The 16,905-nt window shown below is 61.9% G+C and carries 14 protein-coding genes; 4 read left to right on the top strand and 10 right to left on the bottom strand.

Features of this window, described 5'->3' with window-relative positions; genetic code table 11:
- Positions 1-149: 149 nt before the first annotated feature.
- Entirely contained in the window at positions 150-962 is an 813-nt protein-coding gene (locus ACGK9R_RS16840; RefSeq protein WP_394583432.1) for an outer membrane protein assembly factor BamD, read from the top strand.
- A 107-nt stretch (positions 963-1,069) separates the two neighbouring features.
- On the opposite strand, the gene ACGK9R_RS16845 is transcribed toward ACGK9R_RS16840, so the two are convergent.
- The gene (locus tag ACGK9R_RS16845; RefSeq protein ID WP_394583434.1) at positions 1,070-2,704 is read right to left on the bottom strand and encodes an NAD+ synthase; all 1,635 of its coding nucleotides are present in this window, start codon (positions 2,702-2,704) and stop codon (positions 1,070-1,072) included.
- Positions 2,705-2,907: 203 nt separating this feature from the next.
- On the opposite strand from ACGK9R_RS16845, the gene ACGK9R_RS16850 reads away from it, so the two are divergent.
- Positions 2,908-3,159: a PP0621 family protein gene (locus ACGK9R_RS16850; RefSeq protein WP_394583436.1), complete on the top strand. Its 252-nt coding sequence runs from the start codon at positions 2,908-2,910 to the stop codon at positions 3,157-3,159.
- A gap of 7 nt (positions 3,160-3,166) precedes the next feature.
- Here ACGK9R_RS16850 and thiO read toward each other — a convergent pair whose 3' ends face one another.
- Positions 3,167-4,261, bottom strand: coding sequence for a glycine oxidase ThiO (thiO, locus tag ACGK9R_RS16855; protein ID WP_394583438.1), 1,095 nt, complete (start codon positions 4,259-4,261; stop codon positions 3,167-3,169).
- 98 nt (positions 4,262-4,359) lie between these two features.
- Between thiO and ACGK9R_RS16860 the strand changes: the two genes are divergently transcribed.
- Positions 4,360-4,869 carry a GspH/FimT family protein gene (locus ACGK9R_RS16860; RefSeq protein WP_394583440.1) on the top strand — a complete coding sequence of 170 codons (510 nt, stop codon included), beginning with the start codon at positions 4,360-4,362 and terminating at the stop codon, positions 4,867-4,869.
- Position 4,870: 1 nt separating this feature from the next.
- Here ACGK9R_RS16860 and trxB read toward each other — a convergent pair whose 3' ends face one another.
- The gene (trxB, locus tag ACGK9R_RS16865) at positions 4,871-5,821 is read right to left on the bottom strand and encodes a thioredoxin-disulfide reductase (RefSeq protein ID WP_394583442.1); all 951 of its coding nucleotides are present in this window, start codon (positions 5,819-5,821) and stop codon (positions 4,871-4,873) included.
- Positions 5,822-6,071: 250 nt separating this feature from the next.
- On the opposite strand from trxB, the gene acnA reads away from it, so the two are divergent.
- Positions 6,072-8,807, top strand: a complete 2,736-nt coding sequence (gene acnA, locus ACGK9R_RS16870) for an aconitate hydratase AcnA (protein WP_394583444.1) — start codon at positions 6,072-6,074, stop codon at positions 8,805-8,807.
- Positions 8,808-8,970: 163 nt separating this feature from the next.
- Here the strand turns inward: acnA and ACGK9R_RS16875 are convergent, their stop codons facing one another.
- The 7 genes from ACGK9R_RS16875 to ACGK9R_RS16905 form a co-directional block, all read right to left on the bottom strand.
- A complete protein-coding gene (locus ACGK9R_RS16875) occupies positions 8,971-10,647 on the bottom strand; it encodes an NAD-dependent malic enzyme (RefSeq protein ID WP_394583446.1) in 1,677 nt (558 codons plus the stop codon).
- Positions 10,648-10,814: 167 nt separating this feature from the next.
- Positions 10,815-12,041 carry a YeeE/YedE family protein gene (locus tag ACGK9R_RS16880; RefSeq protein WP_394583448.1) on the bottom strand — a complete coding sequence of 409 codons (1,227 nt, stop codon included), beginning with the start codon at positions 12,039-12,041 and terminating at the stop codon, positions 10,815-10,817.
- Positions 12,042-12,072: 31 nt separating this feature from the next.
- On the bottom strand, positions 12,073-13,107 hold the full coding sequence (locus tag ACGK9R_RS16885; protein WP_394583450.1) for an AI-2E family transporter: 1,035 nt from the start codon (positions 13,105-13,107) through the stop codon (positions 12,073-12,075).
- A gap of 167 nt (positions 13,108-13,274) precedes the next feature.
- A complete protein-coding gene (locus ACGK9R_RS16890) occupies positions 13,275-14,294 on the bottom strand; it encodes a tryptophan--tRNA ligase (protein WP_394583452.1) in 1,020 nt (339 codons plus the stop codon).
- 160 nt (positions 14,295-14,454) lie between these two features.
- The gene (locus ACGK9R_RS16895) at positions 14,455-15,156 is read right to left on the bottom strand and encodes a hypothetical protein (RefSeq protein ID WP_394583454.1); all 702 of its coding nucleotides are present in this window, start codon (positions 15,154-15,156) and stop codon (positions 14,455-14,457) included.
- Positions 15,157-15,843: 687 nt separating this feature from the next.
- Entirely contained in the window at positions 15,844-16,116 is a 273-nt protein-coding gene (locus ACGK9R_RS16900; RefSeq protein WP_394583456.1) for a hypothetical protein, read from the bottom strand.
- Positions 16,109-16,905 (bottom strand): RHS repeat-associated core domain-containing protein (locus ACGK9R_RS16905; RefSeq protein WP_394583458.1); only part of this gene is annotated, 797 nt, incomplete at its 5' end. The genes ACGK9R_RS16905 and ACGK9R_RS16900, both read right to left, overlap by 8 nt.

The raw sequence follows: 16,905 nt of genomic DNA on the forward strand, positions 1-16,905 counted from the left end.
CGAGACGCGAACACCCGGTACAACGCGGCGATGCCTGCGTTTTGCGCCAAGGTGTTTTATAGTGGGCCAATTGCGACCTATTCTACCATTTCTACTTATGGCCATCTTCGCTTTTCGGTGATTGAGGCTTGTTTGCAACGAGGATGATGATGCGCGTTTTCTCCACTGCCCACCGCTTTAGCGCCGTAGCCTTGAGCCTGGCCCTGCTGGCTGGCTGCGCCAGCAGCGGCAACAACGACGCCGAGCAGGACGAAGGCGAGTTCTCCAACGTGCAGGAGCGCGAGCTCTACGAGCTTGCCCGCACCGCGCTCGAGGATAACCGCTACCCCATCGCCATCGAGCGCCTCGAGGCGCTGGACACCCGCTACCCCTTCGGCGCCCACGCCGAGCAGGCCCAGCTGGAGCTGATCTACGCCTACTACGAAAACGGCAATTGGGAAGAGGCGCGCGCCGCGGCCAGCCGCTTCATCCGCCTGCAGCCGGATCACCCCCAGGTGGACTACGCCTACTACCTGCGCGGGCTCTCCGCCTGGCAGGCCGGGCGTTTCAGCCTCGAGCGGCTGCGTCTGATCGACATTTCCAAGCGCGACCTGGGCGCATCAAGAGACGCCTACAACGATTTTCGCGAGCTGATCCAGCGCTTCCCGCAAAGCGAGTACGCCCCGGACGCCCAGCAGCGCATCATCTACCTGCGCGAGCTTCTGGCCCAGCACGAGCTGCACGTGGCGGACTACTACCTGCGCCGCGGCGCCTATCTCGCCGCCGTCGAGCGCGGGCGCTGGGTGATCGAGAACTTCCCCGAGGCTAACGCCACCCGCGACGCGCTGGCGACCATGGTCGAAGGCTACCAGGGGCTGGGCATGAACGACCGCGCCGAGGAAGTCCTCGCAGTGCTGCGCGAAAACGCGCCGAACCACGAACAGCTGCGCGGCGGCCGCTTCGTACCCAAGCACGGCTCGTAAAAAGCCACCCGCCGCTTCATTGAACGGCTCGATCCCAACGCGCCGAACGCTTTTCAAAGCGTTCGGCGCGTTGGTTTTTCTATCCACTTGGACATCTAGCCGCGCGATCAGTCGCCGGGCTGCCAGCCGTTGACGATCGGGTAGCGGCGGTCGCGCCCGAAGCCGCGGGCGGTGACGCGCACGCCCACCGGCGCCTGACGGCGCTTGTACTCGCAGCGGTCTACCAGCTTCACCACCTGGTAGACATCCGCCTCGCTAAAGCCCTCGGCAATGATCGCCTCGGCGCTCAGGTCGCCTTCGATATAGCGGCCGAGAATCGCATCGAGCACGTCGTAATCCGGCAGCGAGTCGCTATCCTGCTGATCCGGCGCGAGCTCGGCGCTCGGCGGGCGTGTGATCACGCGCTCCGGCACCGCCGGCGACTGGGTGTTGCGCCAGCGCGCAAGCTTGTACACCCAGCTCTTGTAGACATCCTTGATGGCGTTGTAGCCGCCGACCATGTCGCCGTAGAGCGTGGCGTAGCCCACCGCCATCTCGCTCTTGTTGCCGGTGGTGAGCACCATCAGCCCCTTCTTGTTGGAGATCGCCATGAGCAGCACGCCGCGACAGCGCGACTGCAGGTTCTCCTCGGTGGTGTCGCGCTCGGCGCCGGCGAAGCTCTCCGCCAGCGTCTCGGTGAACGCCTCGACCATCGGCGCAATCGGCATGACCTGGTACTCGACGCCGAGCATTTCGGCCTGCTGGGCGGCGTCCTCTTTCGAGATGTCCGCGGTGTAGTGGTACGGCATCATCACCGCCTGCACCCGCTGCGGGCCGAGCGCGTCCACCGCAATGGCCAGGGAGAGCGCCGAGTCGATGCCGCCGGAAAGCCCCAGCACCACGCCCTTGAAGCCGCTCTTGTTGACGTAGTCGCGAAGCCCGGTCACCAGCGCGCAGTATAGGCTCTCCTCTGGTGAGACTGTCTCTTCGATCTCGCCGGCCTCCGGAGTAAAGGCGCCGCTTTCCTCACGCACAAAGCGCACCGGCATTAGCCCGGCCTGCCAGTAGGGAGCGAGCACTTTCACTGAGCCGTCCGCGTCGATCACGCTGGAGCCGCCGTCGAACACCAGCTCGTCCTGGCCGCCGATGGTGTTGACGTAGACGATCGGCCGGTTCACCGCGCGGGCGCGCCGCTCGAATAGCGCCAGCCGTTCGCTGGGCTTCTCCTGATGAAAAGGCGAGGCGTTGAGCGTCACCAGCACGTCGGCGCCGGCTTCCTTCGCCGCCTCGATCGGCGCATCGACCCACAGATCCTCGCAAATCAAAAGCCCGAGTTTGACACCCTGGTGTTCGAACACCAGCGGCGACTGGCCGGGTTCGAAATAGCGCTGCTCGTCGAACACCTGGTAGTTGGGCAGCGCCTGCTTGGCGTACTCCGCGCGCCACTCGCCGTTATAGAGCACGCCGGCCAGATTGAACCGCTTGCCGTCTCTTACGCCCGGATAGCCGATGATGACCAGCACGTCGCGGGCGATCTTTTTGGCCATGGTGTCGCGGGCCTTTTGCAGGCGCGACTCCATCGAGGCACGCAATAACAGATCCTCCGGCGGGTAGCCGGTCAGAAACAGCTCGGGAAAGACGACCACGTCCGCCCGGTGTTCGATGCGCGCCTCGCGCACGGCTTCGATCGCCCTTGCGGCGTTACCGGCAATATCCCCGACCAGTGGGTCGAGTTGAGCCATGACCAGCGTTAACTCTTGCATGGGGGGTAAAATCTCTTGAGAATCCTTGAAACATGGCGTTTGGACGCGGCGCGAACACCTGGCGCTCACCTTTCCAACCGACCCGGATAGCCGACATTGTCCCGCAAGGGGGCGGCGCTGGCAAAGGCCGGGCCGTCAGGGGCTTTCCGCCTCGTGCAGCGACGACCGCGCCCCCCTCTTCCCACCCCGGGAGCAATAAAAGGATGAACCTGTTGATCATTCGGCTACTCATATTTGCGCTGGTGTTCTACGTCGGCTTGAAACTTTACGGACTGTACCGCCAGCACAAGCTCGATCGGGACAAGCCGCCCGAACGTATCGAAGGCGGCGCCATGGTGCGCTGTCGCTGGTGCGACGTACACGTGCCGGAAAACGAAGCGCTGCGCCACGACGACAAATGGTTCTGCTCGGTGGCCCATCGCGAGCGCTATATTCAGGAGACGGAGCGCTCGTAAAAACGGACTAGCCAAGGCGCTCGCGGGTGGGCAGAAAAGGCGCAGGATCGATCAGCGGCGTGCGCGCTAAAAGCGTATCGACCAACAGGTGCGTCGAGGCCGGCGCCAGCACCAGCCCGTTACGGTAGTGCCCGGCGTTGAGCGAGAGCGATTCAAAGCCCGGTAGCGCGCCGATAAAGGGCAGCCCGTCCGGGGCGCCGGGTCTGAGCCCCGCCCAGTGGTGCGCGACCGGGTAGTCGGCAAGCGCCGGCACGATCGCCTCGGCGCTCTGCACGAGCGAGGCGCGGGCGGCGGCATCGGTGGTCTTGTCGAAGCCCGCCTCTTCGAGCGTCGAGCCGACCAGCAGCAGCCCGTCGCTGCGAGGAATGATGTAGCGCCCATCCTTGAGCACGACGCGCTCGACCAGCCCTTTCGGCGCCTGGTAAGCGATCATCTGCCCTTTCACCGGGCGCACCGGAAGCTTCACGCCAATCGATGTCAAAAGCGTTGCCGTCCACGCCCCGGCGCAGAGCACGACGTGATCCGCGTGGTGGCGACCGGTACGCGTTTCGACACCGCTCACGCGGCCGCCCTGCTCGATCAGCCCGGTGATGGGCTGATGCTCATGAAGCGTGACGTTGGCCATGGCCTGAAGCCGAGCGCGCAGCGCCTGACCCAGGCGCGGATTGCGCACACTGCCCAGGGTGGGCATCCAGAGCGCGCCGCCGGCGCTTTCCGCATTGGGCTCCTTGCGGCGCACGAAGGTGTCGCTGACCCGCTCGAGCGGCTTACCCAGCGAGCGCGCCCAGCCAAGCGCGGCTTCGTCGTCCTCGACGCTCAGATACAAAAGCCCCTTCTGGCGATACTCCGGGTCGATGCCGGTCTCTTCCAGAAGGCGCAGCGAAAGCGCGGGGTAGCTCCCTTCGGACCAGCGCGAAAGCATCGAGATCGCCGGGCCGTAGCGCCAGGGGTAGAGCGGCGAGACGATCCCGCCGCCGGCCCAGGACGCTTCCTGACCGCACGCCCCGCGCTCGACCACCGACACGTTCTGGCCTGCATCGGCCAGCTGTAGCGCGGTCATCATGCCAATGACCCCGCCGCCCACGATCAAGAAATCACTCACGCTAGCTGTATCCTTTTACCTACGCCCGGCTCCGATGAAACCCACTATACGCACTCCCGGCGACCTTTAGCCTTGAAAGAGGTCAAGAGGATCATGCCATGTTCGCCGCGCGCGCCCACGTTTGTCGTTCCGGCTTTACCTTTCTCGAGCTGCTGGTGGCGTTAGCCCTGGCGGGTCTTCTTGCCCTTGGTTCGCTATCGCCGCTGCGCGCCGTTGGCCACAGCGCCGCGCTGAAGAGCGAAGCCAATCGCTTCCAGCAGGCCTTTGCGCTGGCGCGCAATACCGCGATCACTCAGCGTACCCGCGTGGTGGTTTGCCCGCTCGACGCGGCGCGCCGCTGCGACGACGACTGGAGCCGGCCGCTGGCAGTCATCCTGCCCGCCGGTGAAGGCCGCGCCCGGCGCCTGGTGCGCGTGTTCGAGCCGCACCCGCAAAGCCGGGTGCGCTACAACCGCCGCTGGCGCCAGGTGCATTACACACCGCTGGGCCACGCCAGCGGCTTCAACGGCACTTTCGAGCTGTGTAACGCTGGCGACACCGGCCGACGGCTGGTGCTAAGTCAACTCGGTCGGCTACGCGTCGACCGCGCCCGCATCGAGTGCGCCTGACTCAGGCAATGCCGTCGAGAAAGCGCTCGGCATCGAGTGCGGCCATGCAGCCGCTACCGGCGGAGGTAATCGCCTGGCGGTAGATATGATCCATCACGTCGCCGCAGGCAAACACACCGGGCACGCTAGTCGCGGTGGCGTTACCTTCGAGCCCGGAGCTGACGGTGATGTAGCCGCCCTTCATCGCCAGCTGGCCTTCGAAAATGCCGGTGTTGGGGCTGTGGCCGATGGCGATGAACAGCCCCGGCGCTTGAAGCTCCTTGACCGTACCGTCGAGCGTGGACTTCAAACGCACGCCGGTCACGCCGCTGCCATCGCCCAGCACCTCGTCGACCTGCTGGAACCACTCCAGCGCAATGGTGCCCGCCTCGACCTTCTCCAGCAGTTTGTCCTGAAGAATCTTCTCTGCGCGCAGGGTATCGCGGCGGTGCACCAGGGTGACCTTCGAGGCGATGTTGGAGAGATAGAGAGCCTCTTCCACGGCGGTGTTGCCGCCGCCTACCACGACCACTTCCTGATTGCGGTAGAAGAAGCCGTCGCAGGTCGCACAGGCGGAAACGCCCTGGCCCATGAACTGCTGCTCCGTGGGCAGGCCCAGGTAGCGGGCGCTGGCGCCGGTGGCGATGATCAGCGCGTCACAGGTGTACGTGCCGCTATCGCCTTTCAAGGTGAAGGGTTTTTCGCCCAGGCTGACTTCATGGATATGGTCGAACAGCACCTCGGTGTTGAAGCGCTCGGCGTGGGCCTGCATCTTCTCCATCAGTGCCGGGCCCTGAATGCCTTCGGCTTCGCCGGGCCAGTTGTCTACGTCGGTGGTCGTGGTCAACTGGCCGCCTGCCTGCAGCCCGGTGATGAGCAGCGGCTTCAAATTGGCGCGCGCGGCATAGACCGCCGCGGTGTAGCCGGCAGGCCCAGATCCCAGAATGATCAAACGTTCGTGACGCGTTTCCATGACACCACCTATATCGCAATAAAACCGTTCGCCGCCCTTGAACAACCGTGCGGCGACAACAAGACAAGAGAGTCTGCCTGAAATGGCGTCGAGTACAAGCAATTACAAGGGCGCCGCCGGCCTTTGGCCGAGCGCGACTTGAAAGCCAGGACTAAAATACCCATCTATCATTAATAAGCTAGGCTCTAGACAGCGCGATACCGTGACGCGCGACCCATCGCCAAGTCCCGCAATAAGAGAGGAGCATGGAATGAGCAAGATTCCCGATACGCTCAGCACCCTGGAGGTAGGCAGTCACTCTTACGCCTACTATAGCCTGCCCAAGGCTGCCGATAGCCTGGGCGACATCGACCGCCTACCCAAGACGTTGAAAATCCTTCTGGAGAACCAGCTGCGCTTTGGCGACGACGAAAGCGTCGAAAACGACGACCTGCAGGCGCTGGTGGACTGGCAGAAAGAGGGCAAATCGAGCCGCGAGATTGGCTACCGCCCGGCGCGGGTACTGATGCAGGATTTCACCGGCGTGCCCGGCGTGGTGGATCTGGCTTCGATGCGCGACGCGGTCGAGAAGCTCGGCGAGGACCCGGCGCGCATCAACCCGCTTTCGCCGGTGGACCTGGTCATCGACCACTCGGTCATGGTCGACGAGTTCGGCCACGCCACGGCGTTTGATGAAAACGTCGAGATCGAAATGCAGCGCAACCGCGAGCGCTACGAGTTTCTGCGCTGGGGTCAGCAGGCCTTCGATAACTTCAAGGTGGTGCCGCCAGGCACCGGTATTTGCCACCAGGTCAACCTGGAGTACCTGGGCAAGTCGGTCTGGACGAAAGAAGAGGACGGCAAGACCTTCGCTTTCCCGGACACCCTGGTCGGCACCGACTCGCACACTACCATGATCAACGGCCTGGGCGTGCTCGGCTGGGGCGTCGGCGGCATCGAGGCCGAAGCGGCAATGCTCGGTCAGCCGGTGTCGATGCTGATTCCCGAGGTCATCGGCTTCAAGCTCGAAGGCAAGCTTCAGGAGGGCATTACCGCCACGGATCTGGTGCTCACCGTCACCGAAATGTTGCGCAAGAAAGGCGTGGTCGGCAAGTTCGTCGAGTTTTACGGCGACGGCCTAAGGGATCTGCCGCTGGCGGACCGCGCGACGATCGCCAACATGGCCCCGGAGTACGGCGCCACCTGCGGTTTCTTCCCGGTGGATGACGAAACGCTGAACTACATGCGTCTCACCGGCCGCGACGACGACCAGATCGCGCTGGTCAAGGCCTACTGCCAGGCCCAGGGCCTCTGGCGCGAGCCAGGCGACGAGCCGATCTTTAGCGACACCCTGGGCCTTGACATGGGCACCGTCGAGGCGAGCCTGGCCGGCCCCAAACGCCCTCAGGACCGGGTATCGCTCAAGAACCTGCCCGATGCTTTCAACAAGGTGATGGAGAACGACGGCAAGCTCCAAGCCGATACCGAAACCGGCAAATTCTCCTCGGAAGGTGGCCAGACCGCCGTGGGCGTTGAGCGCAGTTTCGAGCACAACGACAGCCAGGACGTGGCCTACAATGGTCAGAACTTCCGACTCAACCCGGGCGCGGTGGTGATCGCCGCCATCACCTCCTGCACCAACACCTCGAACCCGAGCGTCATGATGGCCGCCGGCCTGCTGGCCCGCAACGCGCGGGAAAAGGGTCTCGAAACCAAGCCCTGGGTCAAGACCTCGCTGGCGCCGGGCTCCAAGGTGGTCACCGACTACCTGGCCGCCGCCGAACTCAACGACGATCTGGACGCGCTGGGCTTCAACCTGGTGGGCTACGGCTGCACCACCTGTATCGGCAACTCCGGTCCGCTGCCCGAGGAGATCGAAAAGGCGATCAATACGGGAGATCTGGCCGTGGCATCGGTGCTCTCGGGTAACCGTAACTTCGAAGGCCGCGTGCATCCGCTGGTGAAAACCAACTGGCTCGCCTCGCCGCCCCTGGTGGTCGCCTACGCGCTGGCCGGCAACGTGCAGTGCAACCTGACCACCGACGCGCTCGGCGAAGACAGCGATGGCAACCCGGTCTATCTCAAGGATATCTGGCCCTCCCAGGCGGAAATCGCCGAGGCGGTCGAGAAGGTCAACACCGACATGTTCCGCAAGGAGTATGGCGAGGTGTTCGAAGGCGACGAGACCTGGAAGTCGATCGACGTGCCGGAAAGCCAGGTGTACGAATGGCCTGACTCCACCTACATTCAGCACCCGCCGTTTTTCGAGGGCATGGGCCGCGAACCGGAACCGACCGAAGACGTCCAGAATGCCCGAGTGCTGGCGATGCTCGGCGACTCGGTCACCACCGACCACATCTCGCCGGCGGGCTCGATCAAGCCGGACAGCCCGGCAGGCCGCTACCTGCAGGAGCACGGCGTCAAACCCGTGGACTTCAACTCCTACGGTTCGCGCCGCGGCAACCACGAGGTGATGATGCGCGGCACCTTCGCCAACGTGCGCATCCAGAACGAGATGCTCGACGGCGTGGTCGGCGGCGAGACCCGCCACGTGCCGAGCGGCGAACAGATGTCCATTTACGACGCCGCCATGAAGTATCAGGAGGAAGGCACGCCGCTGGTCGTCATCGCCGGCAAGGAGTACGGCACCGGCTCCTCCCGCGACTGGGCCGCCAAGGGCACGCGGCTACTCGGCGTGCGCGCGGTGCTCGCCGAATCCTACGAGCGTATCCACCGCTCCAACCTGATCGGCATGGGCGTGGTGCCGCTGCAGTTCCCGGAAGGCCAGGATCGCAAGAGCCTGAAGCTGACCGGCGACGAGGAGGTCTCGATCGAGGGTCTGGCCGATTTGAGCCCTGGCTCGAGCGTGAAAATCACCATCAAGCAGGGTAGTGAGGAGCACACGCTGGAAGCGAAATGCCGCATCGATACGGCGAATGAGCTGGCGTACTACCGTCACGGTGGTATCCTTCACTACGTGCTGCGCAAGATGATCGGTGCCGCCTAGGCCCGGTCGACCTGCGTAGAGCCCAATGCTTGCGCGCCCCCACTCCGGTGGGGGCTTTTTTATGCTTGGCTTTTGACCATGACACCGCTCATGAAAAAAAGCGCCGCGGTAAAAACCGCGGCGCCTGGGGTCCGAGAGCTGAGGTATGGCGCTACGTGCAGGGTTACACGGCGCGACGGCGATAGTCGCGGTAATCCGGGTCCCAGCTCACGCTTTCGATGTCCTTGCGTAGCTGGGTGCCGCTGGTGGTCAGCGCCACACCGTTGTGCTGCGCCGTCGCCGCCACTTCAAAAGCGATGGACTGGCTGATTTCGCGAATGCGCGACAGCGGCGGCAAAAGCGCGCCTTTGCCTTCCTTCACCAGCGGCGCTTCGCGCGCCAGCGCCCGCGAGGCGCTCATCAGCATTTCGTCGGTAACGCGGTTTGCCTTCGCCGCCACCACGCCAAGGCCGATACCGGGGAAGATATAGGCATTGTTGCACTGGGCGATCGCGTAGGTGCGCCCGTTGTAGACCACCGGCGCAAAGGGGCTGCCGGTCGCGACCAGCGCCTGGCCGTCGGTCCAGCGAATCACGTCCTCCGGCACCGCTTCCGCCTGAGAGGTCGGGTTGGAGAGCGGCATGATCACCGGATTCTCGCAGCCGGCGTGCATGGTGCGCACGACCTGCTCGGTGAAGATACCGCGCTGGCCGCACACGCCGATCAGTACCGTGGGCTTGATCCGGGCGATGGTCTCCTCGAGCCCCTGGCCGTTCCACTCGGCCACCAGGGCGGGGTCGTGGGCCAGCCGGCGCTGGAAATCGCGCTGCCAGCTCTGGTCCGTGGTCATCAGGCCTTCGCGGTCGATCACGTAAACCCGCTCGCGCGCCTCGCGCTCGGAGAGCCCTTCCGCCTGCATCGCGACCACCACCTGCTCGGCGATACCGCAGCCCGCCGAGCCGCCGCCGACGAACACCACGCGCTGCTGGGCAATGCTCTCTTCGCGGGCGTGACAGGCGGCCATCAGCGTGCCTACCACCACCGAGGCGGTGCCCTGAACGTCGTCGTTGAAACAGCAAAGCTCGTTACGGTAGCGCTCAAGAAGCGGTACCGCGTTGGCCTGGGCGAAATCCTCGAACTGCAAGAGCACGTTGGGCCAGCGGCGCTTGACCGCGGCGATGAAGTCCGCCATGAAGGCGTCGTACTCCTCCTGACCGACCCGCTCGTGGCGCCAGCCCATGTACATCGGGTCGTCCAGCAGCGCCTGATTATTGGTGCCGACGTCGATCATGATCGGCAGCGTGTTGGCCGGACTGATGCCGCCACAGGCGGTATAGAGTGCGAGCTTGCCGATCGGAATGCCCATGCCGCCGATACCCTGATCGCCCAGGCCCAGAATTCGTTCCCCGTCGGTGACCACGATCACCCGAACGTTGTCCTTGGTGGCGCTGCGCAGGATATCGTCCATGTGCTCGCGATCCGGGTAGCTGATAAAAAGCCCCCGGTGGTTGCGGTAGATGTTGGAAAACTCCTGACACGCCTTGCCCACGGTCGGCGTGTAGATGATCGGCAGCATCTCCTCGAGGTGTTCCGAGACCAGGCGGAAGTAGAGTGTTTCGTTATCATCCTGGATGGCGCGCAGGAAAATGTGGCGGTCCAGGTCGCTATGGCACTGCTGGTACTGGCGGTAGCTGCGCTCGAGCTGATCCTCGATGGTCTCGACCTTCTGCGGCAGTAGCCCGATCAGATTGAAGGCGAGCCGCTCCTTCTGAGTAAACGCACTGCCTTTGTTCAATAGCGGCATCTCGAGCAGGGAAGGACCGGCGTAAGGAATGTACAGGGGGCGTTTACTTTGCGTCATGGGGCTCTCTTCTCGTTCATTACTGCTGCAGCGCAGCAATATCAAGCGTTTACGATTTCTTCGGCGTAATGTATCACGCTACTACGACAAAGGTGGCACGCGCACTCGCTTTGGGCAAAAAAATGCCCCGCTTTTTTGGCGGGGCATTTGACATCAAGGATTTAGCGTCAAGCGGTCTTGGCCTTCGGTTTGCGCCCTTCCACGCCGTTGAAAAACAGCGGGCGCATCTTGACGCCGAGCATGTTGCCACCAAAGGCCGCGACCATCCAGATCCAGCCGTGCAGGCTACCCGAGGCGATGCCACTGAAGTAGGCGCCGATGTTGCAACCAAAGGCGAGCCGCGCGCCGTAACCGAGCATCAGCCCGCCGAGAATCGCCGCGATCACCGAGCGAATCGGAATGTTGAAGTTCGGCGCGAAGCGCCCGGCCAGGTGCGCTGCCGCAAGGGCCCCCAGCATGATGCCGATGTTCATCACCGTGGTGATGTCCGAGAAGATGCTGGCCTCGAGCGCCGCCTCGTTGGAGGCGGACTGCCAGTAGCCCCACTGGCTAACGTCGCCGCCGATGAACTCGAACACCTTGGCGCCCCACAGCGCGAAGGCCGAAGTGATACCCCAAGGGCGGCCGGCCAGGGCAAGCGTTGCAAAGTTCAGAAGCGCCAGCGCCACGGCGCCGGCCAGCAGCGGCCAAGGGCCTTCGAGCCAGCGTTCGCTGCCCGGCTTGGCCACCTTGGGCGCTTTTTCCAGCTGGCCGTGACGGCGGCGCTCCAGCACCACGGTCATCGCGGCGATGGCGGCGAAGATCACCAGGCTGATCGCCATGCCCACGCTCGGCCCCGCCAGCTCGACCAATGATACCGGAGCGAAGGCCGGCAGGCTCTGCCACCAGGCGAAGTGCGCGGTACCGATCACCGAACCGACGACGAAGAACAGAAGCGTAATCAGCATGCGCGCATTGCCGCCACCGGCGGTGAACAGTGTGCCCGAGGCGCAGCCGCCGCCAAGTTGCATACCCAGCCCGAAGATGAACGCGCCGACGACCACCGAAACACCGATCGGCGAGACGAACCCGGAGACCGGGTTGCCGAAAAGCGTCCCCGCGCCGAGCGCGGGGAAGAACAGCACCACGGCGATGGCGAGCATCACCATCTGCGCGCGCAGGCCGCGACCGCGGCGCTCGGTGATGAACGCCCGCCAAGCGGCGGTAAAACCGAAGGCGGCGTGGTAGAGCACCACGCCAAACAGCGCGCCGACGATCATCAGCATGCCGGTATTGGCGCTGAAGAAGACGCCGATCAACAGCGCCCCGAACACCACGGCGCCGAAGGCGGCCAGCGGCACGCGGTACTTGTTGGTAAAGGATTCGGCCTGGGGTGAGGCGGGCGTAGTCGACATGGCGTCTCCTCTCGGATTGGTTAATGGCGTATCAGGTTTGCGCGCTGTTCTGCTCGCCGGGCTCTTCATCGCGCTGTACGTAGAGCTCGTTGACCAGCACGAAGCCGATCACGGTCAGCGGCGCGGCCAAAAGCACCCCGCTGACGCCAAACAGCGTACTCGCGGCAAACAGCGAAAACAGCAGCATCGCCGGCGGCAGGCTCACCGCGCGCTGCTGCACCAGCGGCTGCAACACATTGCCCTCGATCTGTTGAATGATCACGTAGGCGATCAGGGCGAACAGCGCGGTTTCCGGACTGACCGTGTAGGCGAGCAAAAGTGCCGGAATGGCGGCGATCAAAGGGCCCACCAGAGGCACGAAATCCAGCAGTCCCGCGATCAGCCCAAGGCCGAGCGGCGCCGGCACGCCGAGTAGCCACATGCTGACCCCCACCAGTAGCCCGGTAACCGCCATCGCCACCAGCTGCCCGCCAAGCCAGAACCGCAGCGCCTTGCCGCTTTCATCCAGCGCATGGGCCAGCTTGTCGCGGCTCTTGATCGGCGCCAGCAGTAAAAGCCCTTGGCGATAAACGTTCGGCTGGGCGGCGAAGTAGATCATGCCCACGATCAACGCGAAGAAGTTCACCAGGCTGCCGCCCATCGAGACCACCACCATGCCGAACTGGGCGATGCCGTTTTCGAACATCGACCCGGCGCGCTCGCCGGCGTTCTCCATCAGCGGCTCAAGCGGCGAGCCCTCCAGGCGCTCCTGCATCTGCTCCCAGGCATCCGGCAAAAGCGAGGTCAGCGCCTCGAGTTCCGAGGCGACCTGGGAGCCGAAGGCCACGCTGATCCCCGCCAGTAGCAGCGCCAGCGCGATCACCACGATCAGAAGCGCCAGCCAGCGCGGCGCGCCGCGGTTCAAAAGCGGCGTCATGCAGGTCTGCAGAATACATGCCCCGACCACCGCGCCGAAGATCAACAGCAGTAGCCCCGTGAGCTGCCAGAGCACCAGCCCCAGCACGCCAAGCGCCAGTACGATCATCGCTTTTTCGGTAAACGTTTGGTGCCGATAGGTCGATTGCATTCACTCATTCCTTGTCGATGCAGTACGAAATCATTCGCCAGGCGCGAGCCATCCTTGCCGCCTGAATGTAGCTTACGCGCCATGAAACGGTTAGGGCCTTGGCTAAAAAAGGCCCTGCCTGGCGGCAGAGCCTCTCGTTTCCAGCGATGCCAAAGAGACTCTGCTCGTTAGCTGAAACGCCCCAGCCCCATCGCCGAGCGCAACCGATCGATGGTGCGCGTCGCCTCTTCGCGAGCGCGCTCGGCGCCCTTTTGTAGCACCGCTTCGATATGCGCCGGGTCTTCCAACAGCGCGGTGTAGCGCTCGCGCGGCTCACAAAGCTGCGTGTTCAGGTAGTCGAACACCTGGTTTTTGGCATCGCCCCAGCCGATGCCCGCCGCGTACTGCTCGCGCATCGCGGCCGCTTCCTCGGCGCTTGCGAAGGCCGCGTAGATTTGAAACAGCGTGCAGGTATCCGGGTCTTTCGGCTCGCCGGGCTCGAGCGAGTTGGTCTTGATCTTGCGAACGAGCTTCTGGAGCTTTTTCTCCGGGGCGAACAGCGGGATGGTGTTGTCGTAGCTCTTGGACATCTTGCGCCCATCGAGGCCCTTGAGCACCTCGGTCTTTTCATCCACCACCGCCTCGGGCTGAACGAAGTAGTCGCCCTTGAACAGATGATTGAAGCGCCCGGCGATATCGCGGGCCATTTCTATGTGCTGGATCTGATCGCGCCCCACCGGCACCTTGTTGGCGTTGAACATCAGGATATCCGCCGCCATCAGCACCGGATAACCAAAAAGCCCCATGGTGACGCCCTTGTCGGCGTCCTGGTTGCCCGCCGCCTCGTTGTCCGCCACCGCCGCCTTGTAGGCGTGCGCCCGGTTCATCAAGCCCTTGGCACACACGCAAGAGAGCATCCACATGAGTTCAGGGATCTCCGGGATATCCGACTGGCGGTAGAAGATCGCGTTGTCGGTATCGAGGCCCAGCGCCAGCCAGGTCGCGGCGATCTCAAGGCGCGACTGCTGCACCCGCTTCGGGTCCTGGCACTTGATCAGCGCATGGTAGTCGGCCAGAAAGTAGAACGACTGCACGTTCGGGTCCTGGCTTGCCTCGATGGCCGGCTTGATGGCCCCGACGTAGTTACCCAGATGGGGCGTGCCGGTGGTGGTGATCCCGGTCAATACACGGGTCTTGGCATTGCTCATGGTGTGATCGATCCAGCGTCAGATAAATCGGAATAAAGTGAAAGGAATTGTACACGCAAGCAAGTAAAGCGTCGCCTTGCAGCTCGCCCGGCCAGGCAACGACACCCACGCTTCCACAGCGCCCTCGCCCCTGCCTTGCGCACTTCATTGCCAAGGCGAATTACTCGGAAAGCGGCTGCCCAGGGTCAGGTTCTTCACTGGTGGCCATCACGATACGGCCGTACAGCACGGCGAGGACGATCGCGAAAAAGAGCGTGACGGCAAACATCACCAGCACCCTGAACGGCAAAAGCGCCGCGCCACTCAATAGCCCCTCGATGAACAAACCGGCCAAGCCCGGCAGCAGCCACAGCAGGACGAACGCACCAAGCTTGTGCGAGCGGGAAAGTTGCCACGCCAAGTGCAGCGTGAGCGGCTGGTCGATCGCCACTCCTGGCAATATCAATGCAAAGCGACTATAAAAATATCCCGCAACCGCCATTCCAATCCAAAAGCCCGCGACCGGAACGATCGCCAGAAGCAACGCGGCCATCACAATGGTATAAAGCGCAAGCTGATACAGGAATAAACGCGTTTCCCTGCGGCCCCAAAATAGCCCGATCCCCGCCCCCAGGGTTCTGTCACGCAAGACAGCGTTGCTTACCACAACGACCATCAACGTATAGCTGGCTATATGAATCGCTTCTGCCACCGCCTCAAAGGCGAAGTAAAATGTCAAAGACATGGGCTGCCAACGGGCTACCCCCAGCAGCATCAATTCGGCAGTAAGCGCCAGGGCCAAGGGGCCCACCAGTGCTTTTGCGATGTATCGCGTATCGCTTCGTAATATTGAAAAGGATTCTTCAAGAGTGTTGATCAGCATGGATTTTTCGCTTCTGAATTTTTCATGGCTAGTGAGAGAGCGACATGATGACCGCCGACGCTTGGCTGCCTCAAGCAGGATTTAGCCGCTCAAACCTGGGGAGGGCCTGTTCGGTGGTGCGAGTGAGCTCGGGCAATCGGGTAGTGGGTACCGCCGTGCCGGGTGATGCGGTTGTCGGTGAGTGGCTGCTGGCAGTCGAAGGATTGCCGAGAGCACTCGCGGCCTGGTGGTAAGGCGGTTGGCGGCATCGTAGGTGTAGGTAATCACTTAGGCGTGATCACCCATCATGGGGCAGAAGTTTATTTGGCCTTGGGGGGCGTATGGGTACTACTGACCGCCGTCATTGAGGTGTTCGAGCTTGCCTGAACTGGTGTAGCCACGCTCCAGGATTAGCAACTGGGCATGGCAGTAGCTGAACGATCGTTGCTACACTGCCAAGCCTACTCGGTTCCATAACTACCAGCGATCACAGACATGGCTCTCAGCTCACCGTACTGCTGCGAATGTAAGGAGCTCTGGCGCCCCGCCCTTGGCTCATGACCTACCCCACAGGCGTAAACCTGATAGTGTTGGGTCTAGTCAGTTGTCGGTATTCCATGCGCTGCTTCACTTTAATCGTTAAAGCAGCGCAGGTACCGGCGCTGGTTCGCCTGCTTTTATCAAGACAATTGAAGAGCTGAATTTATTCTATAAATCCAGCTTTTTATATCTAAACCTATGCTCAATAACAATAAAAGTAAATATCGTTATCGCCCATATAGTAATAGATAAAAAAACTGTTACCGAATTTTTTTCAAGGTACCCTTCATTGACTATCCAACCTGGCAAAGGCGATAAACAGCCAAGAAAAATCATAAGCAATAGCAATTTCTTATAGCCGATTAACTTATAAACCGCTCTTTTATAAAAATAGAAAATAAACTGAAAAAAAATTATAATCAGCAACAGCAACTCACTCATCCTCATCTCCATTAGCAATAAAATTGCGAGCGGTATTAGTAATTCCCAGAGTCCCTGAACCAGCTTCTATCAGGAGCCCGCCACGAGACATAGTTTCGTAATTCCTAACGTAATCAGTGCTAATGTTTCTAAAAAGACGCCATGAGTCAGGCGAAACCACTTTCCTAGTCAAACCTCCAACAGAAGTACCTAAATTGGCTGTATCAACAGCAAGATTGCCCATTTTTTCGCCCCCTGAAGCAATGGCCGCGCTACGTATATATCCATCCTCTCCAGTATAAGCTTCTTGTAAACTATTCACTCCTAAGCCTATCATAGGCCCACCCAGCATACAGCCTGCAACCGTTGAGCAGAATGCTGCCCCAGTCATAATCTGACCCGCGCCACCCAAATAGTTAGCAGCAGTATTTGCATATTCCCAAGCATTATCTCTAAACGAGGAAGATGTTTCTTTTAGAGACTCATAACCATTACGAGTAGTATTCGCGACAGCTTCATATCCACTACGCGCTGAACTGGCTACGGAATTATAACCATTACGTATAGAACTATTAACATTAGCCCAGACTCCCTCTAACCCCATTGGGTCTATCATTCCAATAGGGCTTCTCACGTAAGTATACAAATTTACCCCACCGCTCAATCCGATCGGATCCTGACTAATATACCGCCCCTGCTGAGGGTCATAATACCGATGCCGGTTGTAGTAGAGCCCACTCTCCTCATCCTGCCACTGGCCCTGGAAGCGTATCGGCTGGGTGGTGTTGCCGCGCTCGTTTCGCACTGCCG

Source organism: Halomonas sp. HNIBRBA4712 (genome assembly GCF_043558675.1).
GTDB lineage: Bacteria > Pseudomonadota > Gammaproteobacteria > Pseudomonadales > Halomonadaceae > Vreelandella.

Coding starts and splice junctions, on each gene's coding strand:
- ACGK9R_RS16880 (WP_394583448.1), bottom strand. CDS start 12,041: ATGTCGACTACGCCCGCCTCACCCCAGGCCGAATCCTTTACCAACAAG.
- ACGK9R_RS16885 (WP_394583450.1), bottom strand. CDS start 13,107: ATGCAATCGACCTATCGGCACCAAACGTTTACCGAAAAAGCGATGATC.
- ACGK9R_RS16860 (WP_394583440.1), top strand. CDS start 4,360: ATGTTCGCCGCGCGCGCCCACGTTTGTCGTTCCGGCTTTACCTTTCTC.
- ACGK9R_RS16895 (WP_394583454.1), bottom strand. CDS start 15,156: ATGCTGATCAACACTCTTGAAGAATCCTTTTCAATATTACGAAGCGAT.
- ACGK9R_RS16900 (WP_394583456.1), bottom strand. CDS start 16,116: ATGAGTGAGTTGCTGTTGCTGATTATAATTTTTTTTCAGTTTATTTTC.
- ACGK9R_RS16845 (WP_394583434.1), bottom strand. CDS start 2,704: ATGCAAGAGTTAACGCTGGTCATGGCTCAACTCGACCCACTGGTCGGG.
- acnA (WP_394583444.1), top strand. CDS start 6,072: ATGAGCAAGATTCCCGATACGCTCAGCACCCTGGAGGTAGGCAGTCAC.
- ACGK9R_RS16850 (WP_394583436.1), top strand. CDS start 2,908: ATGAACCTGTTGATCATTCGGCTACTCATATTTGCGCTGGTGTTCTAC.
- ACGK9R_RS16840 (WP_394583432.1), top strand. CDS start 150: ATGCGCGTTTTCTCCACTGCCCACCGCTTTAGCGCCGTAGCCTTGAGC.
- trxB (WP_394583442.1), bottom strand. CDS start 5,821: ATGGAAACGCGTCACGAACGTTTGATCATTCTGGGATCTGGGCCTGCC.
- ACGK9R_RS16890 (WP_394583452.1), bottom strand. CDS start 14,294: ATGAGCAATGCCAAGACCCGTGTATTGACCGGGATCACCACCACCGGC.
- ACGK9R_RS16875 (WP_394583446.1), bottom strand. CDS start 10,647: ATGACGCAAAGTAAACGCCCCCTGTACATTCCTTACGCCGGTCCTTCC.